At 58.6% G+C, this 24,020-nt stretch carries 24 protein-coding genes; 9 read left to right on the top strand and 15 right to left on the bottom strand.

Features of this window, described 5'->3' with window-relative positions; translation table 11 throughout:
* Positions 1–45 precede the first annotated feature (45 nt).
* Complete coding sequence (locus tag PspS49_RS15020; protein ID WP_160040043.1) at positions 46–585, bottom strand: hypothetical protein; 540 nt, start codon at positions 583–585, stop codon at positions 46–48.
* Positions 586–942: 357 nt separating this feature from the next.
* Between PspS49_RS15020 and PspS49_RS15025 the strand changes: the two genes are divergently transcribed.
* Entirely contained in the window at positions 943–1,860 is a 918-nt protein-coding gene (locus PspS49_RS15025; protein WP_230669501.1) for a fimbrial protein, read from the top strand.
* Positions 1,861–2,071: 211 nt separating this feature from the next.
* Here PspS49_RS15025 and PspS49_RS15030 read toward each other — a convergent pair whose 3' ends face one another.
* The 3 genes from PspS49_RS15030 to PspS49_RS15040 are packed head-to-tail and all read right to left on the bottom strand — an operon-like array spanning position 2,072 to position 4,854.
* Positions 2,072–3,073: an NAD(P)H-quinone oxidoreductase gene (locus PspS49_RS15030; protein WP_160040045.1), complete on the bottom strand. Its 1,002-nt coding sequence runs from the start codon at positions 3,071–3,073 to the stop codon at positions 2,072–2,074.
* Positions 3,074–3,406, bottom strand: coding sequence for a carboxymuconolactone decarboxylase family protein (locus tag PspS49_RS15035; RefSeq protein ID WP_077572896.1), 333 nt, complete (start codon positions 3,404–3,406; stop codon positions 3,074–3,076).
* A gap of 11 nt (positions 3,407–3,417) precedes the next feature.
* Complete coding sequence (locus PspS49_RS15040; protein ID WP_160040047.1) at positions 3,418–4,854, bottom strand: NAD-dependent succinate-semialdehyde dehydrogenase; 1,437 nt, start codon at positions 4,852–4,854, stop codon at positions 3,418–3,420.
* 221 nt (positions 4,855–5,075) lie between these two features.
* Between PspS49_RS15040 and PspS49_RS15045 the strand changes: the two genes are divergently transcribed.
* Positions 5,076–6,002: a LysR family transcriptional regulator gene (locus tag PspS49_RS15045; RefSeq protein ID WP_150729215.1), complete on the top strand. Its 927-nt coding sequence runs from the start codon at positions 5,076–5,078 to the stop codon at positions 6,000–6,002.
* 76 nt (positions 6,003–6,078) lie between these two features.
* On the opposite strand, the gene PspS49_RS15050 is transcribed toward PspS49_RS15045, so the two are convergent.
* The 6 genes from PspS49_RS15050 to PspS49_RS15075 all read right to left on the bottom strand — a co-directional run bounded on the left by PspS49_RS15050 (position 6,079) and on the right by PspS49_RS15075 (position 11,869).
* Positions 6,079–6,330 carry a DUF2790 domain-containing protein gene (locus tag PspS49_RS15050; protein WP_160040049.1) on the bottom strand — a complete coding sequence of 84 codons (252 nt, stop codon included), beginning with the start codon at positions 6,328–6,330 and terminating at the stop codon, positions 6,079–6,081.
* A 254-nt stretch (positions 6,331–6,584) separates the two neighbouring features.
* The gene (locus PspS49_RS15055; protein WP_160040051.1) at positions 6,585–7,706 is read right to left on the bottom strand and encodes an SMP-30/gluconolactonase/LRE family protein; all 1,122 of its coding nucleotides are present in this window, start codon (positions 7,704–7,706) and stop codon (positions 6,585–6,587) included.
* A 123-nt stretch (positions 7,707–7,829) separates the two neighbouring features.
* The gene (locus PspS49_RS15060; protein WP_160040053.1) at positions 7,830–8,858 is read right to left on the bottom strand and encodes a transketolase family protein; all 1,029 of its coding nucleotides are present in this window, start codon (positions 8,856–8,858) and stop codon (positions 7,830–7,832) included.
* A complete protein-coding gene (locus PspS49_RS15065) occupies positions 8,855–9,703 on the bottom strand; it encodes a transketolase (protein ID WP_160040055.1) in 849 nt (282 codons plus the stop codon). Before PspS49_RS15065 ends, PspS49_RS15060 begins: the two co-directional genes overlap by 4 nt.
* A 17-nt stretch (positions 9,704–9,720) precedes the next feature.
* Positions 9,721–11,019 carry an MFS transporter gene (locus PspS49_RS15070; protein WP_016984522.1) on the bottom strand — a complete coding sequence of 433 codons (1,299 nt, stop codon included), beginning with the start codon at positions 11,017–11,019 and terminating at the stop codon, positions 9,721–9,723.
* Positions 11,020–11,119: 100 nt separating this feature from the next.
* On the bottom strand, positions 11,120–11,869 hold the full coding sequence (locus tag PspS49_RS15075) for an SDR family NAD(P)-dependent oxidoreductase (RefSeq protein ID WP_122843954.1): 750 nt from the start codon (positions 11,867–11,869) through the stop codon (positions 11,120–11,122).
* Positions 11,870–12,067: 198 nt separating this feature from the next.
* On the opposite strand from PspS49_RS15075, the gene PspS49_RS15080 reads away from it, so the two are divergent.
* Positions 12,068–12,982, top strand: coding sequence for a LysR substrate-binding domain-containing protein (locus PspS49_RS15080; RefSeq protein ID WP_116030292.1), 915 nt, complete (start codon positions 12,068–12,070; stop codon positions 12,980–12,982).
* A gap of 38 nt (positions 12,983–13,020) precedes the next feature.
* Here the strand turns inward: PspS49_RS15080 and PspS49_RS15085 are convergent, their stop codons facing one another.
* Positions 13,021–13,623: a helix-turn-helix domain-containing protein gene (locus tag PspS49_RS15085; protein WP_160040057.1), complete on the bottom strand. Its 603-nt coding sequence runs from the start codon at positions 13,621–13,623 to the stop codon at positions 13,021–13,023.
* A 158-nt stretch (positions 13,624–13,781) separates the two neighbouring features.
* Here PspS49_RS15085 and PspS49_RS15090 point away from each other — a divergent pair, with 158 nt between their 5' ends.
* The gene (locus PspS49_RS15090; protein ID WP_016986055.1) at positions 13,782–14,477 is read left to right on the top strand and encodes a B3/4 domain-containing protein; all 696 of its coding nucleotides are present in this window, start codon (positions 13,782–13,784) and stop codon (positions 14,475–14,477) included.
* Positions 14,478–14,578: 101 nt separating this feature from the next.
* On the opposite strand, the gene PspS49_RS15095 is transcribed toward PspS49_RS15090, so the two are convergent.
* Complete coding sequence (locus PspS49_RS15095) at positions 14,579–15,712, bottom strand: aminotransferase class V-fold PLP-dependent enzyme (protein WP_160040059.1); 1,134 nt, start codon at positions 15,710–15,712, stop codon at positions 14,579–14,581.
* A 127-nt stretch (positions 15,713–15,839) separates the two neighbouring features.
* Between PspS49_RS15095 and PspS49_RS15100 the strand changes: the two genes are divergently transcribed.
* Positions 15,840–16,451, top strand: a complete 612-nt coding sequence (locus PspS49_RS15100) for a dTMP kinase (RefSeq protein ID WP_141125673.1) — start codon at positions 15,840–15,842, stop codon at positions 16,449–16,451.
* A gap of 85 nt (positions 16,452–16,536) precedes the next feature.
* Positions 16,537–17,652 carry an aromatic ring-hydroxylating dioxygenase subunit alpha gene (locus PspS49_RS15105; protein WP_160040061.1) on the top strand — a complete coding sequence of 372 codons (1,116 nt, stop codon included), beginning with the start codon at positions 16,537–16,539 and terminating at the stop codon, positions 17,650–17,652.
* A 42-nt stretch (positions 17,653–17,694) separates the two neighbouring features.
* Here the strand turns inward: PspS49_RS15105 and PspS49_RS15110 are convergent, their stop codons facing one another.
* Complete coding sequence (locus PspS49_RS15110; RefSeq protein WP_160040063.1) at positions 17,695–18,993, bottom strand: MFS transporter; 1,299 nt, start codon at positions 18,991–18,993, stop codon at positions 17,695–17,697.
* Between the two features lie 291 nt (positions 18,994–19,284).
* Between PspS49_RS15110 and PspS49_RS15115 the strand changes: the two genes are divergently transcribed.
* The 3 genes from PspS49_RS15115 to PspS49_RS15125 all read left to right on the top strand — a co-directional run bounded on the left by PspS49_RS15115 (position 19,285) and on the right by PspS49_RS15125 (position 21,622).
* The gene (locus tag PspS49_RS15115; protein WP_160040065.1) at positions 19,285–20,217 is read left to right on the top strand and encodes a hypothetical protein; all 933 of its coding nucleotides are present in this window, start codon (positions 19,285–19,287) and stop codon (positions 20,215–20,217) included.
* A gap of 163 nt (positions 20,218–20,380) precedes the next feature.
* Positions 20,381–20,629 carry a hypothetical protein gene (locus PspS49_RS15120; RefSeq protein ID WP_174245062.1) on the top strand — a complete coding sequence of 83 codons (249 nt, stop codon included), beginning with the start codon at positions 20,381–20,383 and terminating at the stop codon, positions 20,627–20,629.
* Positions 20,630–20,692: 63 nt separating this feature from the next.
* Positions 20,693–21,622 carry a ZIP family metal transporter gene (locus tag PspS49_RS15125; protein ID WP_160040067.1) on the top strand — a complete coding sequence of 310 codons (930 nt, stop codon included), beginning with the start codon at positions 20,693–20,695 and terminating at the stop codon, positions 21,620–21,622.
* A gap of 29 nt (positions 21,623–21,651) precedes the next feature.
* Here PspS49_RS15125 and PspS49_RS15130 read toward each other — a convergent pair whose 3' ends face one another.
* Positions 21,652–22,611 (bottom strand): DMT family transporter, encoded by a 960-nt coding sequence (locus tag PspS49_RS15130; protein WP_160040069.1) that lies wholly within the window; start codon positions 22,609–22,611, stop codon positions 21,652–21,654.
* A 228-nt stretch (positions 22,612–22,839) separates the two neighbouring features.
* Entirely contained in the window at positions 22,840–23,952 is a 1,113-nt protein-coding gene (locus PspS49_RS15135) for an alkene reductase (RefSeq protein ID WP_150774241.1), read from the bottom strand.
* Positions 23,953–24,020 lie beyond the last annotated feature (68 nt).

Here is a 24,020-nt window from a genome sequence, read left to right on the forward strand (position 1 = left end):
GCTTTTTCGGTCCGCGATCAATCGTATTGCGCAACGAGTGCAGGCTCATTTCTGTGTTGGCAATGCGGTTTGTGCCGTCAGCTGTTCAATGCAGTGGGCGAGTTGTTTTTCATAGCTTTCCAGCACGGCTTCAGCATCAGCTTCGCGCTCATCACGCAAGCGGAAGAAATCGTCGCGATTGAGCTGGTCCGCGACGAGCCGGATATTTTGCTCAATGATCGCGCACAGTGAGTCTTCGTCCTCTAACGCGGTGCTGGTTTGCGTCGCGCGTTGAGTGTTTTCCAGCTCGGTCTTTGCCGTCTCGGCGGCCTTCACTTGTTCCTTCGCGTTAAGCAGATCGGTTTCCAGGGCTTGCTTCTGTTCTGCCAGGCGCTTGAGTTCTGCGCTCATTGACTGGATAGCATCGGCGCGGTGGGTGAGTTGGACCTCCTGTTGTTGCACCACATCCTTCAGTGGAAACAGTTCATTGAGCTGGTAACCGGCGACCACGGTCATGGCGATCAGCGCCAGTGCCAGAATCGTCAGGCAGTAGATGGCGGCGTTGCTCTGGGGTTTTGCGCTATTGAGGGTATCGAGGGCTCTCACGGAATCGTTTCTCCTATCAAGAGAAGTCAGTGTAATGCCAGAGTTTCGTTGTGCCTTTAAGACGAGTCTTAAATTGGTTGTTGGTTATTTGCGCTGGCAAAGGTGTTCAACTTGGCTTTTTATAGATATTCCGAATTTAGCTAGTGGCTATAAGTCTATGAGAATTGTCTGGTTTTTGAATAAATAAAACTTTTGCTCAAGTGTTATTTATTCATTATCTTTTCGCTCCGTTTATGGTGATTTTGCTGCCGGTTAAATATTCGCACCATCGTCAATCATTCAGTTTTTTGCATGCAGCGCAGAGTCAGAGGGAGTGTTATGAAGTTATGCCATATATCAATTGTCGGGCTCTTGTACATGCTGTCGTCAAACGCAACGGCGGCGGTATGCGAATTTTATCCCGACAATTCCATGGGCAACCTCCGAGTTGTCCTTCCGGCCACGATCTCGGTGCCGCGGGACACGCCGACCGGCACGGTTATCTATGAAAGCCCAATCGTGACCCTGGGAGCCATTCCCAGTTCGTTCAGGTGCTCTGCGGTACACAATGAAGGTGTGCGCAATTCTGTGGGCACCACCCAGGCGGGCGCGCAGACTTTTCCCATTGGAAATACCGGCATCGGCTGGCAATGGGTTCGACCGCCATCGGGCAAAGTATGGAAAGGCTTTCCGGGTGACTCCGACGTCGCTGGCGGTTGGGGGTGGAATGGCACTGAGCACATCTTGCGGCTTGTAAAGACGGGTGAGATTTCCGGTAGTGCGACGATACCCTCAGGCCAATTGGGGAAATTTGTCGCTGCTGAAATCGAGCCTCTTGCATTGAATACAAGTGGCACGCGGGTGGTCTCACAGTCTTGCGAAACACCCGATGTAAAAGTTGATATGGGTAGCTATAACTTGAGCGATTTCCCGAAGAACGGTGCCTATGCCAAGGAGCAATACTTTTTTCTCAGTATGAAAAACTGTCCTGCCGGAATAAACAACTTCCGCTACTCCTTTTCGCCCACTGCGGGCAGCCCTGCGTGGGACGCTAATACTGGCATGGTAAATCTGAACAGTAGCTCCACTGCCAAAGGTTTGGCATTGCAGATGCGCTTCAGAGACGGGAAGCCACTCAAGCTGAATCAGAACTACATAACAAAAGCGCCTACATCGGAAGGCGGGAATGCATCTGTAGACTTGCAAGCGCGCTTCGTGCGCATCGAGCCTTCCAATGCGCAAATGCGAGCGGGCAATGCCAATGCCGAAATTGCCTTTGTCGTTGAGTATCTATGAGGAGGCCAACAGCTTCTTCACCTCAGCCACAATCATCGCAATGTCGAAAGGCATGGCCAGCCCCACGTCGAACTTTCAAAGAAAGGCATGAGAAGCGGGTTGTCGACATACGGAACAGGTCGACTAAGCCCGAACACTTATGCATGTCAATGCATAAGCAGAAAACGGTGCCCATCAAGGGCACCGTTGTTAATCGACCATTCGACCCGTTTTAAATCAAGTCTTCTGGCTGCATCGTCAAAATGATTTTCCCGACGTTCCCGGAAGACTCCATCCGGCGATGCGCATCGGCAGCCCGCGCTAGAGCAAACGTGCTATCGACGACCGGCTCAAGGCTTCCGGCACCCTCGAAGCGATCAAGCCAGTGATCGCGGAATCGCTTGATCATGGCGTGCTTCTCCGGTTGCGTGCGTGACTTCATCACCGTGCCGATGATTTGCAAGTGGCGGTAAAGAATGTCCTCCAGCGCCACCGTGACGTTGCCGCCACCGCCAAGGATGCCGACCTGAATCAGGCGACCGCCCTTGGCAAGGGACGCGATGTTGCGGGCGAAGTAGGGCTCACCGATAAAATCGATGATCACATCGACGCCGCGACCCTGGGTTTTGTCGGCGATCACCTCAGCGAAGTCCTGCGTCTTGTAGTCGATCGCCACGTCTGCGCCCAAATGCTCGACACGCGCCAACTTGCTGCCTTCGGTGGTCGCATACACCGTGGCGCCGGTGGCGTAAGCCAACTGCACCGCAGCAGACCCGACGCCGCCAGCGGCCGCGTGTATCAGCACCGAATCGCCAGCCTTGAGCCGAGCCAGGTGCATCATCGCTTCATGGGCCGTGACGAAGACCTCGGGAATGGCCGCCGCATGTACATAGTCAACCTGCGCAGGGATGTGCATGGCCATGCGGTAATCGATGCGTGCCTGCTCGGCGTAGGCGCCGCCGCCGACCACACCCATGACGCGATCTCCGACCTCGAACCCCGTCACCGCTTTACCTTTGCCGATCACTTCGCCAGCGATTTCCAAGCCGATGATCAGCGAGTCGCCGAAATCCGGATGGCCGTAGCCACCGGTCCGGTGCGTCAGATCCGCTCGGTTCACTCCGGCGGCATAGACACGTACCAGCAGGTCGTCAGGACGGACTTCAGGATTGGCGACCTCGACGAGTTCGAGGACGTCTGGCGCACCGAATTCTATGATGTTGATGGCTTTCATTCAGTTGTTCTCCGTTTCGCTGAACGTGGCGTTGGCGATAGCCGATGCGGTGATGGCGCCAGGGAAGCCCACATAGAAAGCCAGGTGTGTGATCGCTGCCGCCAGTTCGTCTTGGGTTACACCGTTGCCAGCCGCGCGGCGTAAGTGGGCAGGCAACTCTTCCGAGTGACCAGCGGCTATCAATGCCGCCACGGTGATCAGACTACGGTCGCGCAGGGACAGCGCGGGATCGCTCCAGATTTGCGGATAAAGCGTCGAGTCGACGAATTGCGCCAGCTTTGGCGTGAACGCGCGCGCGGCTTCGCGAGGACTGCTGAAATTGAGCTTGGACATGGGCGAGTTCCTTAAACCTGGCTGATGAATTTGTGGGTCAGATAGTGCTCGATGCCTTCAATGCCACCTTCGGAGCCGTGACCGCTTTCTTTCATGCCGCCGAACGGGAGCTCGGTTGCGACGATGCGGTATTGGTTGATCCCGATCATCCCGGCCTCTAACCCGTCGGCGACGTCAATGGCCGTGCGCGCGCTGGAGGTGAACGCGTAGGCCGAAAGTCCGTAGGGCAGGCGGTTGGCTTCTTGCAGCCCATCGGCCAGCTCATCGAACCGCATCAGTACGGCGATGGGGCCGAAGGGTTCTTCGTGCATGATGCGGGCGTTCATCGGCACATCCGCCAGAACGGTGGGCTGGAAGAAGTAGCCCTCGCCTGACAAGGCTTCGCCACCGACCAATACTCGTGCACCTTTTTCGACGGCATCGGCGACCAGTTCTTCCATTTTTGCCAATTGCCTTGGGTTGGCTAACGGTCCGACCTGAGTGTCCGGATGCAGGCCGTCACCGATTCTCAGGGCTTGGGTCGCCGCGACAAAGTGATCGACAAAGGCTTGATAGGCGCCACGCTGGATCAGAAACCGAGTGGATGAAATGCACACCTGCCCGGTGCCGCGAAAGCGGTTGGCGACGCCTTCGACTGCGGCTTTTTCAATGTCGGCATCCTCGAACACCAGCACCGGTCCGTGTCCACCGAGTTCAAGGGTGATGGGCTTCACGCCTTCGGCAGCGCGTGCAGACAGCAGGCGACCGATAGGCACCGAACCGGTGAAGGTCACTTTGCGAATGATCGGCGAGGCGATCAGATGGCTGGACACTTGATCCGGTACGCCAAACACCACTTGCAGCACACCCTTGGGCAATCCTGCATCGTCGAGTGCACGCGCCAGGGCCAGCGCTGTGGAAGGGCTTTCTTCACCGGGTTTGAGAATGACGCTGCAACCGGCGGCCAGTGCTGCCGAGAGCTTGCGTGCCGGGGTGATGGCCGGGAAATTCCACGGTGTGAATGCGGCCACTGGGCCGATGGCCTGGCGTTTGACCAGTTGCAGCACGCCTGGCCGGTTAGCCGGGACCACACGGCCATCGATACGCCGGGCGCTTTCGGCGAACCATTCGAAATACTCCGCCGCACGGGTCACTTCATCCAGGCTTTCACCCAGCGGTTTGCCTTCCTCCAGGGTCATCTGCGCGGCGATCTGCGGCGCACGTTCGAGGATCAGGTCGGCGGCACGCTTGAGGATTTTTGCGCGTTGGTCAGGCACGGTCTGGCGCCATTGCTCGAAGCTCAGGCGAGTCACTTCCAAGGCGTGATCAAGATCGCCTGCGGTGGCGAGCGGGACGCGGCCGATTTCCCGGCCGGTCGCCGGGTTGACGACAGCAGCGGTATCGCGCCCTTCGGCACTGATCCATTCACCACCGATGAAAAGATAAAGCGGGTCGTAGGAAGTCTTCATGATGCGCCCTTCAGTTGGTTGTCAGAGATTCGTAAGAAACCCGGCGCCGGTTCAGGCAGCCTGTGCAACCAAGTCTATGGAAGGAGGGGCCATTGATTTAGACGGGCCAGAGGGAATCATTGTTGTCGCCAGAGGTAATATCGAGCCGCGGGCCGAACGTGTAGCATCCGGAAAAAGTGCGCGCTATCACGGGTGAGCGTCAGATCTACAGGAAGGTCGCGATGGATAAACTTTCGAACATGTCGGTGTACATAAAGGTTGTCGAGATGGGCAGTTTCACGGCCGTGGCCAATCATCTGGATTCCACCGTCGGTAACGTATCGCGTGCTGTCTCTGCGCTGGAAAACGTGCTCGATGCGCGCCTGTTGCAACGCTCGACCCGACGCCTGTCGGTCACCGATGCCGGGCGACGGTTCTATGAGCGCTGCACGAAGATTCTGGCTGATCTGGAGAGTGCCGAAGCCGAAGCCAGCAATGCCGCGCTGGAGCCTCGGGGAACACTGCGGGTGCATTGCGTTCCTGGGCTGGCCCGGCATCTGGTCACGGGGGCGGTGCTGGAGTACCGCCAGCAATTCCCGGAGGTGACGGTGGATTTATTGCTCTCGCAACGCATGCCTAACCTGTTGGAAGACCAACTTGACGTCTCGATTCTGATCGCCCGCGCGCTCCCCGATTCGGCGTATGTCAGCCAGAAGATCGGCGTCAGCCATTGTGTGTTGGCGGCGTCGCCGGATTACCTGGCTAGGCATGCGGCCCCGGAAACACCTGAAGACCTGCGGGATCACCAGTGTCTGTTGTTGGGTACCGTGGACTATGTCCGGGATGAGTGGCAACTCAAAAGCAAGGCGGGGGACGCGACATTTGTCCCGACAGGGCCAAGTTTCAGCGTTAACGATATGGATGCGATGGCACATGCCATTCGAGAGGGCGCGGGGATTGGCTTGCTGGCCGGGTTTACGGCCATCGACGATTTGCGTTCCGGCAAGCTAGTGCGGGTTTTGCCTGACTACCATACCTATGAGCGTAACGTGTACGCCGTCTATACCTCTCGGCAGTTTGTCGATGCAAAAATCACCCGGTTTATTGAAACGCTGAAAGATCGGGTTGGCAGTCAGCTGGCAGCCACGGCCAAAGAACTGATCGATTGAAATACTGCGGAGCAAAAAGGTATTTGCGCCTCGATGAGACCACTCTCCGAGGCGCAATGATCGGCGAACAACTGACCTAGCCCTGGCTGCAACGGCCCATGACGTTATAGGTCAGTACATGGCGTTTGCCTTGCGAATCCTGGTAGGTCATGTGCGTCGGTACCACTGCGCAAACATCCGGCACCGGGTCTTCAGAGATGACCTTGGCGACATCCAGGTGGGTACCGTAGCGATATTGCTCGACCTGTTTAGTCGTTGCAGAACCTTCCTGCGCTGCTACCACAGAGCTGAAGCCCAACAGTGCGACGATGATCATTGCCGTTTTCATGATGTGATTTCCTAAAGTAAGTGTGATGTTGCTGGCAGGACGAACTTTAGGCTTGAGGGTTTTGCGCAAACAGGCGTGAATCTGGGAAAGACTTTTATCAATTTCGAACACAATCTTGGGGTGTCTGACGCTAGGGCGTTTCACAGGGGCCGGCGAGGCGGGATAGTAACCGGGCTTGAATGCCGCGCACCCTTGGATGCGCGGCAGACTATCGTTTCGATACTCACGAAACTGTCGCGAGACGAACCGCGCTTTTACAACGCAAACGTAGTCCCACGAGTATTCACGAACAGCGAATAGATCGAGTGACTGCTGGCCATGAACAGCCGATTCCCTTCGCGCCCGCCAAAGCACAAATTCGGGCAACGCTCTGGCAGCGATATGTGCCCGATGGCCTTGCCCTGCGGATTGAAAACGCGCACGCCGTCGAGTTTTTCCAGGTCGGCCTTGGGGTCACCATTGCCGCCCCAGCCGCACCACAGGTTGCCGGCTTCGTCGCATTTGATGCCGTCGATAGCTGCATATTCCAGACCTTCGATGTGCTTGCGGCGTTCGCCCAGTGTGCCGTCGTCTTTTACGGCAATCGCCCAGATCAGGCGATTGGGCTTGGCGCGACCTTCAACGACGTACAGTGTTTTCTCATCGGGAGAAAAGCACAGACCGTTGGGGCCGTTCAGATCGTCGATGACCCGCGTGACCTTTTTGCTCTCGCCGTCGATGCGGTACACGGCGTGGGGTTGGCTCGGGGTGATTTTGTGGCCTTCGTAGTTGTTGCCGGTCTGGAAGGGCGGGTCGGTGAACCAGATCGATCCGTCACTTTTGCAGACGATGTCGTTGGGCGAGTTGAAGGGCTTGCCGTCGAAGCTGTCGGCCAGCACGGTGATCGTGCCATTGGCTTCGGTGCGCGTGATGCGCCGGCCTTCGCTGGTGGTGGTAGAGCCTTCACAAACAATCAAACGCCCTTGGCGATCCCGGCACATGCCGTTGGAGAAATTGGAGTGTTCGCGGTACACGCTGAAGGTATCGGTGATTTCGTCCCAGCGCATGATGCGATTGTTGGGGATGTCACTGACCAACAGATAGCGGCCATCGCCGACCCACACCGGTCCTTCGGCCCAGCGCATGCCGGTGGCAAGTTTTTCAACACTGGCGTTGAAAACACGTAATTCGAGGAAGCTGTCGTCGAGGATATGAATCAGCGGATCTGGATAGCGCTGACTCAAGGGTTCGGCGGCCTCGGCGAGTCGGGGCAGTGCGGCACTGCCGACGGTGGCGAGCGTAGCGGAAACAGCCAAGGACTTTTTCAGGAAGCTGCGGCGGGTGTTGCCTTGCGCTCGGTGGAGGCTTTCAAGTTTGGCGGACAGGCATGAGTCCATGTAGCGATCTCCGTGGTTTTATTTTTTTTCGGGGAGACGTAGTAATACCTTGTGATAGGACATCGTACAAGCTGTTCGTTGTCCGCGAGTTGTAGGGCGCTTGTCCATAAGCGCCCTGATCGGTCAGCGGTCCAGCCAAAGCTTGATCTGCGCGCAGACGGCCTGGGTAGAAATGCCGTAACGATCATGCAGTGTCGGCAAAGCACCCGCGTCCAGAAACGCGTCCGGCAAAGCGATCTGCCTGAACGCTGGCGTGACTCCGTTACGCAGCAGCACCCCGGCAACGGCCTCGCCGAGTCCGCCAATAATCGAGCTGTTTTCTGCGGTAACCACCAGTCGACCTGATTTGCGAGCTTCGGCAAGAATGGTTTGTTCATCCAGCGGCTTTATCGTCGGTACGTGCAACACGGCGACATCCACGCCATCTGCTTGCAGTTCCTTGGCGGCTTCAAGTGCGCGCATGGTCATCAGGCCGGTGGAGATGATCAGCACATCGTTACCGGTGCGCAGGGTTTTGGCTTTGCCGATCTCGAACTGATAGCCGTACTCGTCGAGCACCAGCGGTACGTTGCCGCGCAGCAAACGCATGTACACAGGCCCTTGATGCGCGGCGATCGCTGGTACGGCCTGTTCGATTTCCAGGGCATCGCAGGGGTCGACAATCATCAGGTTGGGCATGGCACGGAAGATGGCCAGGTCATCGGTGGCCTGGTGGCTGGGGCCGTATCCGGTGGTGAGACCGGGCAGGCCGCAGACGATTTTGACGTTGAGGTTTTCCTCGGCGATGGCCATGCAGATGAAGTCATAGGCACGCCGCGAAGCAAACACCGCATAGGTCGTGGCAAAGGGGACGAAGCCTTCACGGGCCATGCCCGCGGCTGCACTCATCAGCAGTTGTTCGGCCATGCCCATTTGATAGAAACGGTCCGGGTGGGCCTTGGCGAAGATGTGCAGGTCGGTGTATTTGGACAGGTCGGCGGACAGGCCGACGATGTCCTGGCGTTGATCAGCCAGCGCCGCCAGCGCATGACCGAAAGGCGCGGCTTTGGTGGCTTGGCCCTCAGAAGCGATGGACGCGATCATCGCCGACGTGGTCAGGCGTTTCTTGCTCGGCTCGGCAGTCGGCATGGGTGTTTTGACGGCGTTGTTCATTGGATTTTTCCTTCTTCAAGATTGCGCAGCGCCAAGTCCCATTCGTGCTCTTCCACACGGATGAAGTGGGTTTTCTCGCGGGTTTCCAGGAAGGGCACGCCTTTGCCCATTTTGGTGTCGCAGATGATCACTCTTGGTTGGCTGCCAGAATGATTGCGCGCGGCATCGAATGCGCTGACCAGCGCCTCCAGATCATTGCCGTCGACGCGCTGGGTAAACCAGCCAAATGCCTGCCAGCGATCGACGATGGGTTCGAACGAGAGAATTTCGCTGGAGTGGCCGTCGGCTTGCTGGTTGTTGACGTCGACGATGGCGATCAGGTTGTCGAGCTGCCAGTGCGAAGCCGACATCAGCGCTTCCCAGGTCGAGCCTTCGTTCAACTCGCCATCGGACAGCAGGTTGTAGACGAAGGAGGGCGAATCTTTGCGCTTGAGGCCCAGGCAGGCACCGACAGCGATGCCCAGCCCCTGACCCAACGAGCCGCCGGTGATTTCCATGCCCGGGGTGTAGGCGGCCATGCCCGACATCGGCAGGCGACTGTCGTCCGAGCCGTAGGTTTCCAGCTCTTCGAGCGGGATGATCTCGGCTTCGATCAGCGCTGCGTACAGCGCAATGGCGTAGTGACCGATGGAGAGGTAGAAGCGATCGCGCTGCTCCCATTCAGGGTCTGTGGGGCGATGATTCATCGCATGAAAGTAAGACACCGCCAGCAGATCGGCAGCGCCGAGTGCCTGGCCGACGTAGCCCTGACCCTGGACCTGGCCCATGCGCAGCGCGTGGCGGCGAATGTTGTGCGCGCGCTCCGTTAGGCTCAGGGATGCAGCGTGTGAAAGATTAGTCGTCATGATGAAACTCCGTTAACTCAACGATTGACCAGGGCGGCGGGAATGCGCAGGACCAGACTGGCGCCGAGGAACAGCACGCCCGTAATCAGGTACATGCCGATGGCGCTGGAGCCGGTCAGGGTGGTGATCCAGCCGATCAGATAAGGCGAGCAGAACCCGGCGAGATTGGCGAAGCTGTTGACCGCGGCGATGCCAGCGGCGGCAGACACCCCGCCGAGCAGCGTGGTGGGCAGCATCCAGAACAGCGACGTCGCCGACAAAATGCCGGAAGCGGCCAGGCATAGACTGAGGATCGACAGCGTTGAGTTGCCGCCCATCATCGCCGCCAGGCTCAAGCCGATCGCCCCGGCAATCATCGGCACGATGAGGTGCCAGCGGCGTTCGCGATGTTTGTCACCACTGCGGCCCACCAACAACATCGCGACGATGGCGCACAGGTAGGGCAGGCTGGTCATAAAACCGATGTGCAGCGGGTCGGAAACCCCCGCATTGCGCACCAGTGTGGGCAGCCAGAAGGTGATAGCGTACTGGCCCATCACCACGCAGAAGTAGATGGCCGCCAGCAGCCACAGACGGCGATCGCGAATGAATTCGCCAACCGAGGCGTGGGTGACTTTTTGCTGGTCGTCTTCGGCCAGTTCGCGAGTGATCAGGGCTTTTTCTTCGTCATTCAGCCAAGTGGCCTGATGCACGCCGTCTTTCAGATAGCTCAGCACCAGCAGCCCGACGATGACGGTCGGTACCGCCTCCAGAACGAACATCCACTGCCAGCCGGCCCAACCGTGCACGCCGGCGAAGTGGTTCATGATCCAGCCGGAAAGCGGACCACCGACCATGCCTGACAGCGGAATGGCGATGAACCACAGCACCGTCATGCGTGCCCGACGGTAGGACGGAAACCAGTAGGTGAGGTAGAGCAACAGGCCCGGCGCCAGACCGGCTTCGGCAATCCCCAGCAGAAAGCGCAACGCATAGAATTGCCACGCGGTTTCGACGAAGGCGAACAGCGCCGAAACGATGCCCCAGGTGATCATGATCCGCGCGATCCACACGCGCGCACCGACCTTGTGCAGAATGATGTTGCTGGGCACTTCGCAGAGGAAATAGCCGATGAAGAACACGCCGGCGCCCAATCCGTAGACCGTTTCGCTGAGGGCCAGATCGTTCATCATTTGCAGCTTGGCGAAGCCGACGTTGACCCGATCCAGATAGGCGCACAAATAGCACAGCATCAGGAACGGCATCAGGCGCCAAGCGGTTTTGCGATAGGCAGAGGAGCGCACGGTCGAAACCGCTTCGAGCGACAGGGTAGTCATGATGGTCTGATCTCTTGTTTTTATTGACCGCCAGGCCATCAGGCCCGGCTGCATCATCGATCCAGAACCGCACGGGCCGCACAGGCCCGCCCAGAAGTACTCAGTGAATCAGCATGCCGCCGTTCACATCCAAGGTGATGCCAGTCAGATAAGAGGATAAGTCGCTGGCGAGAAACAGCGCAGCGTTGGCGACGTCCTGCGCCTCACCCAGGCGACCCAGCGGAATGCCGTCGATGATGGCGTGACGGCGCTCGTCCTGCATCAGGCCGCCGGTGATGTCGGTGTGGATCAGGCCCGGCGCGATGGAGTTGACGCGAATGTTGTCGGGGCCCAGCTCCCGTGCCATGGCTTTGCCCAGACCCAGCACACCGGCCTTGGCCGCGCTGTAATGCGGGCCTCCGAAAATGCCGCCACCGCGTTGCGCAGACACCGACGACATGCAGACGATGCTGCCGCTGGCCTGCTGACGCATAAGCGGAATCACCGCTTGGGACATGAGCAGGGTGCCACGCAGGCTGACGTCCAGCACCTTGTCGTAGTCCGAAGGACGAATGTCGAGGGTCTTGAGTGGCTGGGTAATGCCGGCGTTGTTGACGAGGATATCAATGCGCCCGAAGTGCTCGATGATGGTGGCGACGGCTTGCTGAACCTGCGCCTCGTCCGCGACGTTAGCCGCCAGTCCCAGGTGACCTTCGCCCAGCGACGCAGCAGCGTCGCGCGCGGCGGATGCATCCAGATCAAGGATCACGACACGAGCGCCTTGTTGTGCGAACGTCGTCGCTGTAGCGCGGCCGATGCCACGGGCAGATGCGGCACCGGTGATGATTGCGACTTTGCCTTGGAGAAGCATGGAGGTGTTCCTCTAATTGTTTTTATGGGTTCGGTCCGCAAAGAACCGATGACTCAGCTTGTCCTCCAGACCGGCCCTGAGCAATAACGCAAACTTCACTGGGTGCTGAAAAAAATTCAGCACTCGCCAGCGTTGTCTGCCGATGTTTGAATAGCCACAAGCCCGGCCCAAGCCACTTGCAGCGGAAAAACAATCATCATGAGTTCATCTGGCGAAGCACCTGCGACCCTGCCACCCCTGAAAGCCATTCAGGCCTTTGAGCAAACAGCACGCTTCGGCAACGTTGCCCGCGCCGCCGAATTGCTGGATTTGACCCCGTCGGCGGTCAGTCACCAATTGGCCAAACTAGAGGCGATGATCGGGCGTCAGTTATTTCTCAGAACAGCCAGGGGCGTGACATTGACGCCAGTGGGCGAGCAATACCTGACCGAAGTGTCCGGCATTCTGCACAGCCTGGCGGTGGCGACAGAGCGTGCCGCCAGCGATGTCAGTCTCGATTGCCTGCGGTTGCACTCGTCACCCAGCTTCGGACTGCTGTGGCTGATGCCGCGGCTGGAACAGTTTCGCCAGAGTCATCCCGACATCCAGCTCAATCTGTCGTGTTCTTACGAATCACTGCATTTCAGTCGCGACAAGATCGATGTCGACATCCGTCACGGCATGCCCAATTGGCCAAGTTTCGAAGTCCGTACGGTGCGCAATGAAAAAATTGCCGTGCTGGCGTCGCCGAAATTGCTGCAGCAACGCCCGATCCGCACAGTCGCGGATCTGCTCGACTGCAATCTGATCCTGTCGGAAGCGACGCTGATCAAGTGGCCGCAGCTGTTTGCTCAACATGGCCTGTCGCGTCCGGAAAAACCCTATTCACTCAGCTTTGACCGCTCCTACATGACATTGGAGGCGGCCAGCCACGGTCTTGGGTTTGCGTTGGAAAGCACGCTGCTCGCGCAGGATTATCTGGCGCGTGGTGCTTTAGTCGAGGTAGCGCCGGGGCTGAGTGCCCCGATCACCGCACACCACCTGGTGTTCCCGAGAGCGCACGCCGGTTTTCCGCGGGTCAGGCGATTTCTGGAGTGGATGCAGAATGAGCTGGGGCACGACTTCAACTACTGACAGTTATGTCATGAAGCCTGTGCCCGAATGTCGGGTATCTACTGATGTATCTCGGTCACGGACATGGTGAACACCAACCTGGATATGCCCGCGTTGGAATAGGAGTGAGGCACATCAGTTTTCGCCACTGCCGAACTCCCGGCAGGAATGATCAGCTCTGTTTCCCCGATCATGCATTTCAACGTGCCTTTCTCTACATGGAACAGTTCAAGCGTGCCTTGAGGGTGCCCCGGTGAAGCGAACGATTCACCAGGATGCATTTCCCAGCGCCATAACTCGATCATGTTCGGGCCGGACGTTCCTGCAAGAAGTCGCGCAGTGCCTCCAAGGTCACCGGTCCAGAGCGTGGGGATATCCTGGCTTTCGATGATATGGGCAGAGGGGGCCTCGGTCACATTGACGATGTCGGCAACCGACAGGCCCAGCGCGGCGGCGATTTTGCAAAGAATGCCGATACTGGGATTCGCGGTGCATTTTTCTATTTCGACGACCATTCCTTTGCTCACGCCTGAGCGCCGAGAAAGCTCGTCCAGCGTGATTTTCTGTGCCTTGCGGGCTTGTTTGAGTGTGCGTGCGACGGCCAGGCTGACGGCTTGAGCATCAGCACCTGGGGTAGTCGACAAGCTGGTATTCATGGTCATTGATCAGGTTCATGAAAAAAAGTGCTGGAATTTTCGGCCCTTAACGATCGTGGCGTCAATCGACTCACCCACTGAAGCGGAACATGATGGTCATTATATTGACTAAATCGGTCATCGATAGATAGCATGAAACACCATTTGAATCCTGGAGGTTTTTGATGCTGTCCGTACTGCCGTTGATCGATCCAGCCGTTGCAGAACTGGCTCCGGGGTTCCGGGCCCTGAGCATTGTGGTGGAAGCTGCACCACTCACCCGTCCTGAAGTTGCCCGGGCCGCCCTGGATCACGCTTGCAAGGCTGTGCAGGCGGGTGGTCCAAGCTGGGGAGACGCTCACCTTGCCGCCTGGGCCGACGCCTTCAGAAAGTTCGGGGCCAAGCCACAGCGCACGCCTTGTTCAGCCGAAGCGTTGCGTAAAAGGGTTTTACGTGACGGGACCTTGCCGAGCCTCGATCCCATCGTCGATCTCTACAACGCCATCAGCATCGAGTACGCCATTCCGGTAGGCGGGGAAAACATAGAGGCTTATGCAGGCGCTCCGCATCTTGTCGTCGCCAATGGCAGCGAGCCCTTTGACACGATGAAAGAGGGCGTTCCCGCTGTCGAGTATCCAGATGCCGGCGAAGTGGTCTGGCGCGATGACAAAGGCGTGACCTGCCGCCGCTGGAATTGGCGGCAAGGTGTCAGAACCCGCCTTGGGGCCGATGCGCAGAACATGTGGTTCATTCTCGAGAGTTTGCCAGCGATGCCGCTTGAAGCCTTGACTGAAGCAGGGGACAAGCTGATCGCAGGTTTGCAGCAAATGATGCCCGGCGTGCAGATTGAAAGCTCGCTGATTGGTCCCGGGGCCAAATAGTCGATAGACCACTGAACAGAATGATGAACCGCCTTGCTGGAAGAAGGGCACACGTCGGGAATGCCCTTCTGGAGTTCAAGCGTTAGGAACGATATGGGACCTTAGTCAACCATCAGCTCATCCAGTGCCTGCTCCAGCAGGCTGACCGTGCGCTCGATATTCTGCAGCTTCTCCAGGCCGAACAGGCCGAGGCGAAAGGTCTGGAAGTCGGCCGGCTCATCGCATTGCAGCGGCACGCCGGCGGCGATCTGCAGGCCGTGCTGGGCAAATTTCTTGCCGCTCTTGATGTCGGCATCATCGGTGTAACTCACCACCACACCTGGGGCCTGAAAGCCTTCTGCGGCCACGCTTTTGAAACCTCTGCCGGTCAACAGCGCACGCACCCGATCACCCAGCGCCTGTTGCTCGTCGCGGATCTTGTCGAACCCGTACGCTTGCGTCTCTTTCATCACCTCATTGAAGCGGGCGAGCGAATCGCAGGGCATGGTCGCGTGATAGGCATGTCCGCCCTGTTCGTAGGACTGCATGATCTGCAGCCACTTTTTCAGGTCGCAGGCGAAGCTGCTGCTTTGCGTCTGTTCGATACGCTCGAGCGCCGCAGCACTGAACATCACCAGGGCGCAGCAAGGGGAGGCGCTCCAGCCTTTCTGCGGAGCGCTGATCAACAGGTCGACGGCGCACTTGTGCATATCCACCCAGATCGTGCCGGAGGCGATGCAGTCCAGCACGAACAGACCACCCACCGCATGCACGGCGTCGCCAACGGCTCGCAGGTACTCGTCGGGCAGGAGGATCCCGGATGAAGTTTCAACGTGAGGGGCGAAGACCACTTTCGGCTTCTGCGCCGCAATGGCGGCCAGCACTTCGTCCAGCGGCGGCGGGGCGTAGGCCGCCTGGCGACCCGTCTCGACCGGCCGGGCTTTGAGCACCGTAGTGGCTGCGGGGATGTTGCCCATCTCCAGGATCTGGCTCCAGCGATAACTGAACCAGCCGTTGCGTATCACCAGACATTGTTGGCCGGTGGCGAACTGCCGCGCCACCGCTTCCATGCCGAATGTACCGCTGCCCGGAACCACCGCCACCGCTTCGGCGTTGTAGACCTGTTTAAGGGTCGTGGAAATGTTCTTCATCACGCCTTGAAAGGACTGCGACATGTGGTTCAGCGAGCGGTCGGTGTAGACCACTGAGTACTCGACCAATCCCTCGGGATCGATGCTCGGATAAAGCTTGGACATGGTGACTCCTTTGGCAGAGGGGTAAACATCATTGGCAAGCAAGTGTAGGCAAAGGGCAGGGAACAGCTCATTGATTTGCGCAAATGAGGTTAGAGTGCTCGGCAATGTCTCAATCGTTGCGTGAACCATGAAGCTGCCGCTGTTTATTTCTCTGGACGGGCCCAAGGGCACCGGCAAAACCACATTGCTGGAGGCCGTTACCGCAGCGCTGCGGGCAGACAAGCACAAAGTCATCCGCCTGTGCGAGAGAAAAAGCGATCCGTACCGCGGCGAAACCATGGCCCTGGTCAACCAGCTCGCTAGACATCCCTCGCGGGATCTGGAGTGGGCGGTGTGTCAGCGCCTTGCGGATAGCCGCCGCTGGATTTCCCGGGAGGTACTGCCCAAACAGCCGCTGGACAGCATCATCCTGATCGATCGCTGGTATCCGTCGGATGCCGCATTTCGCCATAGCGTGCCGTTTGCCGAGATTCTGCAGTTGAACATGCAGCGAGGCGTGCGTGTGCCGGATCTGCATGTCGGCGTCGTCACCGCGCCGGATATTTCATGGGCGCGGGCAACGGCCCGATCACGAGGACTCGGCGGCACGGTGATCCAGAAACACGCCGAGCACGTCGTGTGTAGCGAGATGTTCGAGCAGGCGGTTGCCGATCACGGCTGGGTGTTGTGCCGTAACGAAGGAACCATCGAAGCCGCAACGACTCAGGTAGTTGCAGAGATCTATAAAGTGCTTGGCTGATTGTCGAATCAGCGCCGCCTGATCTAGTTTGAATGCCAGGTTTCTCTGACCTGAACTCACCGTACTGACGGATCACACGCCCCCCATGCTCACAAACCTTTGGTATGTCGTTGTCCCATCGTCACAGCTGACTGATGGACTGATGCCGGTTCAATTGCTCGGACAACCGTTCGTGGCGTTCCGCGATGACGCGGGGGTCGCTCACCTGCTTTCGGATATTTGCGTGCATCGCGGCGGCTCGCTCTCAGCTGGCAGCAAGGTCGGCAACAACGTGCAGTGTCCCTATCACGGCTGGCGGTTTGGCACTGATGGCGTGTGCACGCAGATACCGGCGCAGCCGGACCTGCGCATTCCCGCCAAGGCGCGAGTCGATGCGTACCCGACGCTGGAGCGCTACGGCTGGATCTGGGCGTTTTTAGGTGATCTGCCGGAATCTGAGCGTCCACCCTTGCCCACGCTCGACTGGATGGACGATCCCGCCATCCGCGTGGTCTCGGGACACTTTGACTGGCAGGCCAGTTGGGACCGGATTATTGAAAACGGTCTGGATTTCGCGCACGCACCGTTTGTCCATGGTTCAACCTTCGGTGATCCGGATCATCCCGAGATTGAATCGTTCGAGGTCGACAGTGATGCGTGGAGCGGCAGCGCCCAAATGCTTATGCGCAGGCCGGCGCGCAAAGGGTTGCTGAGACGCAAATCCTCCACCGAGTTTGTCAGTGTGGTCACTGTTCCGGGGTTTCACCTGTCCGGCCCTTGTACAACGCTTGAGCTTGAGTTGCCCAACGGCTGGCGGATCTACATCGTCTCGGCGCATGTGCCGATTGATGCCAATCACACGCGCACCTGGTGGATGATGGGCAGAACGTTTCTGCGCTCCCGATTGCTCGATCGCAGGTTCATTGCGAGCAATATCCGTATCTTCGAACAGGATCATGCCGTGCTGAAAAACGTGCGGCCCGAGCGCGTGCCGGACTCTTTCCAGCAGGAGGTTTCGCTGAAATCCGACGCGCTGCAGATTGCCTTTCGCCGAGACGTACAGGCACTGGAGTTGCGCGGTTGGCGGATCGATGAAGACCGCCTCGCTCGAACCTTCACCGGACGCAAGGCTTGCGCGATACCCAGCCCTGAACGTCGTCAGATTCGCGCTTGGGCGATAGAGCCGATTCCGCTCGTGGATATCACCCACGAATCTGAATAGCGGTGCGAGCCAGCCTGCGCTTGGCACAGACTGGCGAAAGCCTTAGCGCGTCTCACATTGCGGCGAAGGCTCGCCGCTCAATGCATCCACCATCGGCGGATGCTCCTGCACCGCTTGACGCAGATCTTCAGTCACCCGCAGCTCCGCACCTGTCGGTGAGAACGTGGCTGCCGCTGCAAACGGCGCGGGATTGGCCGGAACCGGGCGTTTGCCACGGCGCCACAGGAAGAAGGTAACCATGCACAGATTGACCAGTGCAAACACCCAGAACAAACCATTGGCACCGAACGAATTCATCACCGGCGAGATCATCATCGGGCTGATCGCCGAGCCCAGTGAGTTGATCAGCAGCAAGCCCTGAATCATCGGCACCAAGGCTTCGGCCGGGGCGCGGTCGGCGGCATGGCTGACCGCGACCGGGTAAAGCGCGAACACACCACCACCAAGCAGAAACAACATCACCGCGAGCATCGTCGAGGACAACGGCACCAGGACGATCAACAGCGACAATACCGTGCACGCCACTGTCAGAATCGTCAGCACTTGCAAGCGATCCTTGCGATCAGACCAGCGTCCCACCGGGTATTGCAGGAGCATCGCACCGAGGATCGTCCAGGCCATCATGCTGCCGACTTCCCCGACATTCAGACCACTGCGCTGCAAGTACAGCGGCAGCAAGGTGTAGATCGCCGCAATGGTCACACCCGAACCGAAACAGCCGACCAGCCCGGTCGGCGTCACGCCCAATAGTTGCCGAGGCTTGAGCGGCTCGACCTGATCGAGCAATGGCGACACGCGCGGCAGGATCACGATCGGCAGCACCGACAACGAAGCGAGCATGCCGGCGACCATGAACGGTGCGCTGTCGCTCAACCCGGTGATCTTGCCCAACGTTGCCTGACCCAGCACACCGGCGCCGTACAGGACGATCATGTACAACGCGAGCAAGCGCCCACGAATCTTCGCGTCGCCGGCCAGCAGCAGCCAGCTTTCGATCACCAGAAACACACCGACCGTGGCCCAGCCGTTGATCAGGCGCAGGGCGAACCAGCCCCAAGTGTCGTAAAACAATCCCTGCAGCAGGATGGTCACGGCGATCAGCGAAGCAAAGCTGCCATAGGCGCGGATATGACCGATGCGCAGAATCAAGCGGTCATTGAATACGGCGCCCAGGGTCAGACCGATGAAGTAGGCCGAGGAAACGACACCGATCATCGTGGTCGACGCACCGGCAGCGTCCAGTCGAAGGGTGGTCAGCGACGACATGAAACCGTTGCCCAGCGCAACAATGAACAGCCCAAGCAAGGGCGCCAGCGCCATGGCCAGCAAACGCGGAGACATAAAAACCTCTGGAGATCGAACAGCAGAACGTGCGCCTCTGCGCATGCGATTGCCAAGCCGGGGTGTGTGATGCAGGCAGACACCGAGGGGGCTGCAAGAGAGCGCGGGATTCTAAGGCTTGTGCAGGATTTGCCAATAGCTGTTTGCTGCGACGTTAGGACGCAGGTGTTGCCATTTATGCCTGTCCTGAGCGTACGGAGAAAAAACAGCTTTTTGCCATCACCCAAGTGCTAAATTGCCTCGCGTACGGTAAGTGTTGCGCAATCACGCAAGTTTCAGGAGATCAACCGCATGGAAGCCACCCCGATAGGCCGAACAGCCGCAACACGTTACCTCGCAGCATTTGGTCTATCGCTGCTGTTCAACCCTTCAACCCCGGCCTTCGCCTTCAACCCCGAGCTGCATTCGGCCTATGCACTGAGAGCAGCGCAGGCGTATCAACGCTGCCCGGGGGTGAAGTTGCCCGAGCAGTTGGCCGAGGCTTTGGCGGCAGGCACTGACGCTGAGGATTCAAACCTGCTGACGCTCCCTCAGCGCGCTACCAATTGGCACTTCTATAACCGCAACAAAAAACTTGAGCCATTCTGGTTCGCCAACCGTAGCCTGGACGTGATTTTTTCCAAACGTATTGAAAAGCTGAACGCGCTGCTGGCGGAACCTGATGCCGATCCTGTTGCGGTATACGAGCAAGCGGGAAGGGTCTTGCATTACATACAGGACATGAGCGTCCCCGGCCATGTCGTGCCGGCTTACCACGCCAAGTTGCCGGGCAATGATCCCGATCCGTTTGATGAGTTCGAAAGCATTGAAGCGCTGCCAGTGTTCGGTTTGTCTGAAGCGCAGTGTCAGGCGCTTCGTGATGAGGCAGGTAAAGCCGATGCCACTCCTCAGCACTTTTTGAATGCCGCCGCGACAGCCACCTTGCAGGCGATAGAGCAGATAGACGCAGCCGGCAAACCTGTCGTCGATGGTGCATGGAAAGCGTATTGGGTGTATCCCGCCCGAGATGCTGCCGACGCTCGCAAAGGCTGGGGCCAATACGCTAGCTGCGAGTTTACAAAGGGCGATGTCAAGGCTGAGTGCAAGCGTGAAGAGGAGCTTGTGGCGTTGTTTGAGCAGCAATCTCGACAGGCTCAGACAAATTCGGTGTTGATGCTTTTTTATGTACAAAAGAAGATGGCCGAAGCAGGCCAAAAAGACGCCAGTGCAATGGCTAATCAATAGCCCCATGAGAATGCCGGCGTAGCGCATCTGCCGGCATCGCGCTGGAAGGCCCGCAACAAGCCTTCCTTTTTTCTATTGCTTTCAGGTAATCCGCTTTTCGTCAGACATTTTGAACCTAACCCGAAATCAGTCGCTCAACCGGGAAATATTCGGGGTGGGCGAAATGAACGCGTTCAAGAACCAACTGACATTCGCACAAGAAACCAAACTACTCGCTTTGGCTGCCTGGCAACGTGCACTGGAAAATCTTCAACTGCGAATGGACTGCCCAGACGCCTATCACGACGAACTGCTGCGCCAGTCGGATGAAATGGATCGCTTGGGCATACTCAGTTGGGACGAGTGGCGCGACCTGCGCAGGGAAGCAGACGTCGCTTATCTGCGCGCAGTCGCTGGAGACGATTACCACTGAGGTCATGTACGGTCGTTTTCCGGAGCTGCTGAAAAGATCGAATCAACAAAACAGGAGATTTCCATGCCCGAACCGTTGACCTCATCAGCCGCACCCGCTCGCTCCTGGTTCGCCCGATTCTCAGGATCCGGATGGGGCGGGCGCGTCTTCTGGTCAATTCTGATCGGCGTGACAGTCTTCCTGTTGATAAGCGGTTATGGCGCCTTCGTCGGAGCCAACAAACAAAATCTGCACTTTGCCTTTATCGGTGGCATGACCGGCTTCGCTGCCACGGCAATCGGTGCTGTGGTAGCGATCGCGTTACGAGACATCGCCGCCCGAACCCAAGACATCATGCTCGGCTTCGCCGCCGGGATGATGCTGGCCGCCAGTTCGTTTTCGCTCATTCTGCCGGGCATAGAGGCGGCTCAGGCGCTTTGCGATAACCCGTTACTCGCGGCCTGCGTCGTCGTTGCAGGATTGGGATTGGGCGTTGCGCTGATGGTCGGCCTTGATCGTTTCGTGCCTCACGAACACGAGAAAAGCGGACGCCGTGGGCCGGACGCGCAGCGCATCAATCGTGTCTGGTTGTTCGTCCTGGCAATCACATTGCATAACCTGCCGGAAGGCATGGCCATTGGCGTGAGCTTCGCCAACGGCGATATGAAGGTCGGATTGCCGCTGACCGCGGCGATCGCCATTCAGGATATTCCCGAAGGTCTGGCAGTCGCCCTGGCATTACGCGTGACAGGCATCTCAGCGCTTCGCGCCGCGCTGATTGCGGTGGGTTCGGGGTTGATGGAGCCCATTGGCGCCATCGTCGGCTTGGGTATTTCCAGCAGCTTTGCGTTGGGATATCCCATTGCGCTTGGTTTGGCCGCCGGGGCGATGATTTTTGTGGTGTCCCATGAGGTCATTCCCGAGACCCATCGCAACGGGCATGAGACCCCGGCCACCTTGGGACTAATGCTTGGCTTTGGGGTGATGATGTTTCTCGATACGGCTTTGGGTTAATCACGAACCTGACCACTGAATAGAAACCCTCACGCACTGGCTTTAACCTCAGCCTTGACCACTGATTTACGGTAAGTCAGCAGAACGATGCCCATGACCACAATCACTCCGCCGAAAATCTGTCCTGTACTGAGCATCTGGTCCAGCACAATCCAGCCCATCAGCAGCGTTGCCAATGGCTCGATATTCATGACCGGCGCATTGCGCGACATGTCGAGTCGCGGTACCGAAATGAACAGGACGATAAAACCTGTGCCGTACAGCACCACCAGCGTGGCGAGGGCCAGCCATCCGGTCGAGGTGGCGGGCAGGTTCAATCCGCCGGGAAGGGCACCCGTCAGCCCTGCCAGATTGACGCTGCTGAACACGATGAAAATGGTCAGCAGACTGCGCACCGAGCCACGTACCTGAGACAACTTGTGGTCGGTGATCCACAGCGCGCAGGCGAATACGCTGGCGGCGCAGAATGCGAGCGCAACGCCCGTCAGCCATTGCGCACTGACGTCTGTCGTGGTCGAGAGCCGCCCGGGGACATCCAGCACAAACACCAGGCCCAGTAGAATCAAACCCATTAACGTCGCAGTGCGTGCGCTCGGTCGCGGGCCACCCAGCGCCCATGTGAGCAATGCCAGCAGAATGGGGAACACGTTCGCCACCAGCAGGGCCAGCGCCACCGGCACCCGTGCGACAGCGGAATACAGACACAGACTCTGCGCAGTGATCAGCAACCCCAGCAATAGCTGCCAGCGCCAGGCACCCGCCGGCAAGCGCAGGCTTTGTCTTTGCCACAGCACCAGGATGGCGAGCACCAGCAAGGTCCCGCCGGAACGCATCAAAATCGCCAGCAGCACACCCGCACCATCATCAAAGGCGACTCGCGCCGCCACATGATTGCCGGCAAACGCACAGCCCATGCACAACAGAATGATCACGGCCAGGTAACGGGGGTAGGGCGGCGGTACGGTTTGCGTAGCGGTAGGGCGAGGCATGGCAGATCTCAGGATTGTTAGCCGTTCGAACGACTTGGTTTTTATTAGGTTGTCGTACAACCAGCCCGTTTTATCGCATTCGGCGACGTCGGGCAATAGACCTGAAAGCGCACATCTACGCATATGTTTGACGTTACGGTGGATTTCCCACGACTTTGATTAGGCACAGAGATCGTATGACCTAATAAAAAAGGGGCGAGTCCGCCCCTCCCATAGGTCTGCATTTGTTCAGGCATGAAATGGATAATCGATGTACCCACGCTGATCCCCACCGAAAAAGCTGCTCGGATCCGGCGCGTTGAGCGCCAGACCATCGTGCAGCCGACGCGGTAAATCCGGGTTGGCCAGGAACGGCCGGCCAAACGCGATGATGTCGGCACGATCGGCAATCAGTGCCTGTTCGGCAGATTGCGCATCGTAGCCGCCCGCCAGGATCAGCACGCCGTTCCAGGTTTTGCGCAACTGGGCAATGATCGCGTCCCAGCGCGGGTCGAAGTTCTCATCTTTGACTGTGCCGACCATCGCCGGCTCGACCAGGTGCAGGTAGGCCAGATTCCATTGGTTGAGCGCTTCGACGAGGTGGCCGAAGGTGGCCTCCGGGGTGTCATCGCCCATGCCCATGAAACGCCCCATCGGCGTCAGGCGTACGCCCACTCGTTCGGCGCCGACTTCTTCAGCCACGGCCGCGACCACTTCCAGCAGAAACCGCGCGCGATTCTCCACGCTGCCGCCATAGGCATCGTCACGCTGATTGCTGTTGCTGTTAAGAAACTGGTCGAGCAGGTAACCGTTGCCGGCATGGATTTCCACACCGTCCATGCCCGCCTGCAAGGCGTTGCGCGCGGCCACCCGATAGTCCTCGACGATGCCGGCGATTTCCGCGGTTTCCAATGCGCGCGGCACCGGCACATCACCCCAGACACCGTTACCGTTTTCGTCGACGATAAACGTCTTGCCCGGCACCGGCAGCGCGCTGGGCGCAACCGGCAGGCCGGCATCGGGTTGAAAGCTCGGATGGGAAACCCGACCGACGTGCCACAGTTGCATGAAGATCAACCCGCCGGCCTCATGCACCGCGGCGCTGACGTCACGCCACGCCCGGACCTGCTCAGGGCTGTAGATGCCCGGCGTCCAGGCGTAACCCTGAGCTTGCCGGGAGATTTGTGTAGCCTCGGTGATGATCAGCGCGGCACTGGCCCGTTGGCGGTAGTACTCGGCGTTCATCGGAGTCGGCACATCGCCCGGTTGGCCGGCGCGTGAGCGCGTCAACGGCGCCATTGCCACGCGGTGGGCGAGCGTATAAGGACCGAGTGCGAGGGGTTGGAACAGACGACGGGTCATGGGTAGCTCCAGATTTCAATTGAAGGAATTCCAGCGCGGCAGCAGGGCCGCGAACCAGTGCCGCTAAC

This window comes from Pseudomonas sp. S49 (assembly GCF_009866785.1).
Classification (GTDB): Bacteria; Pseudomonadota; Gammaproteobacteria; order Pseudomonadales; family Pseudomonadaceae; genus Aquipseudomonas.

Bases quoted from the DNA above. Each gene is read 5' to 3' on its own strand.
- PspS49_RS15110 (WP_160040063.1), bottom strand. From the start codon at position 18,993: ATGTCTCCGCGTTTGCTGGCCATGGCGCTGGCGCCCTTGCTTGGGCTG.
- PspS49_RS15040 (WP_160040047.1), bottom strand. From the start codon at position 4,854: ATGAAGACTTCCTACGACCCGCTTTATCTTTTCATCGGTGGTGAATGG.
- PspS49_RS15100 (WP_141125673.1), top strand. From the start codon at position 15,840: ATGAAGCTGCCGCTGTTTATTTCTCTGGACGGGCCCAAGGGCACCGGC.
- PspS49_RS15055 (WP_160040051.1), bottom strand. From the start codon at position 7,706: ATGGACTCATGCCTGTCCGCCAAACTTGAAAGCCTCCACCGAGCGCAA.
- PspS49_RS15130 (WP_160040069.1), bottom strand. From the start codon at position 22,611: ATGCCTCGCCCTACCGCTACGCAAACCGTACCGCCGCCCTACCCCCGT.
- PspS49_RS15120 (WP_174245062.1), top strand. From the start codon at position 20,381: ATGAACGCGTTCAAGAACCAACTGACATTCGCACAAGAAACCAAACTA.
- PspS49_RS15115 (WP_160040065.1), top strand. From the start codon at position 19,285: ATGGAAGCCACCCCGATAGGCCGAACAGCCGCAACACGTTACCTCGCA.
- PspS49_RS15080 (WP_116030292.1), top strand. From the start codon at position 12,068: ATGAGTTCATCTGGCGAAGCACCTGCGACCCTGCCACCCCTGAAAGCC.
- PspS49_RS15125 (WP_160040067.1), top strand. From the start codon at position 20,693: ATGCCCGAACCGTTGACCTCATCAGCCGCACCCGCTCGCTCCTGGTTC.
- PspS49_RS15095 (WP_160040059.1), bottom strand. From the start codon at position 15,712: ATGTCCAAGCTTTATCCGAGCATCGATCCCGAGGGATTGGTCGAGTAC.
- PspS49_RS15105 (WP_160040061.1), top strand. From the start codon at position 16,537: ATGCTCACAAACCTTTGGTATGTCGTTGTCCCATCGTCACAGCTGACT.
- PspS49_RS15135 (WP_150774241.1), bottom strand. From the start codon at position 23,952: ATGACCCGTCGTCTGTTCCAACCCCTCGCACTCGGTCCTTATACGCTC.
- PspS49_RS15090 (WP_016986055.1), top strand. From the start codon at position 13,782: ATGCTGTCCGTACTGCCGTTGATCGATCCAGCCGTTGCAGAACTGGCT.
- PspS49_RS15075 (WP_122843954.1), bottom strand. From the start codon at position 11,869: ATGCTTCTCCAAGGCAAAGTCGCAATCATCACCGGTGCCGCATCTGCC.
- PspS49_RS15085 (WP_160040057.1), bottom strand. From the start codon at position 13,623: ATGACCATGAATACCAGCTTGTCGACTACCCCAGGTGCTGATGCTCAA.
- PspS49_RS15025 (WP_230669501.1), top strand. From the start codon at position 943: ATGCTGTCGTCAAACGCAACGGCGGCGGTATGCGAATTTTATCCCGAC.
- PspS49_RS15035 (WP_077572896.1), bottom strand. From the start codon at position 3,406: ATGTCCAAGCTCAATTTCAGCAGTCCTCGCGAAGCCGCGCGCGCGTTC.
- PspS49_RS15060 (WP_160040053.1), bottom strand. From the start codon at position 8,858: ATGAACAACGCCGTCAAAACACCCATGCCGACTGCCGAGCCGAGCAAG.
- PspS49_RS15045 (WP_150729215.1), top strand. From the start codon at position 5,076: ATGGATAAACTTTCGAACATGTCGGTGTACATAAAGGTTGTCGAGATG.
- PspS49_RS15070 (WP_016984522.1), bottom strand. From the start codon at position 11,019: ATGACTACCCTGTCGCTCGAAGCGGTTTCGACCGTGCGCTCCTCTGCC.
- PspS49_RS15065 (WP_160040055.1), bottom strand. From the start codon at position 9,703: ATGACGACTAATCTTTCACACGCTGCATCCCTGAGCCTAACGGAGCGC.
- PspS49_RS15050 (WP_160040049.1), bottom strand. From the start codon at position 6,330: ATGAAAACGGCAATGATCATCGTCGCACTGTTGGGCTTCAGCTCTGTG.
- PspS49_RS15030 (WP_160040045.1), bottom strand. From the start codon at position 3,073: ATGAAAGCCATCAACATCATAGAATTCGGTGCGCCAGACGTCCTCGAA.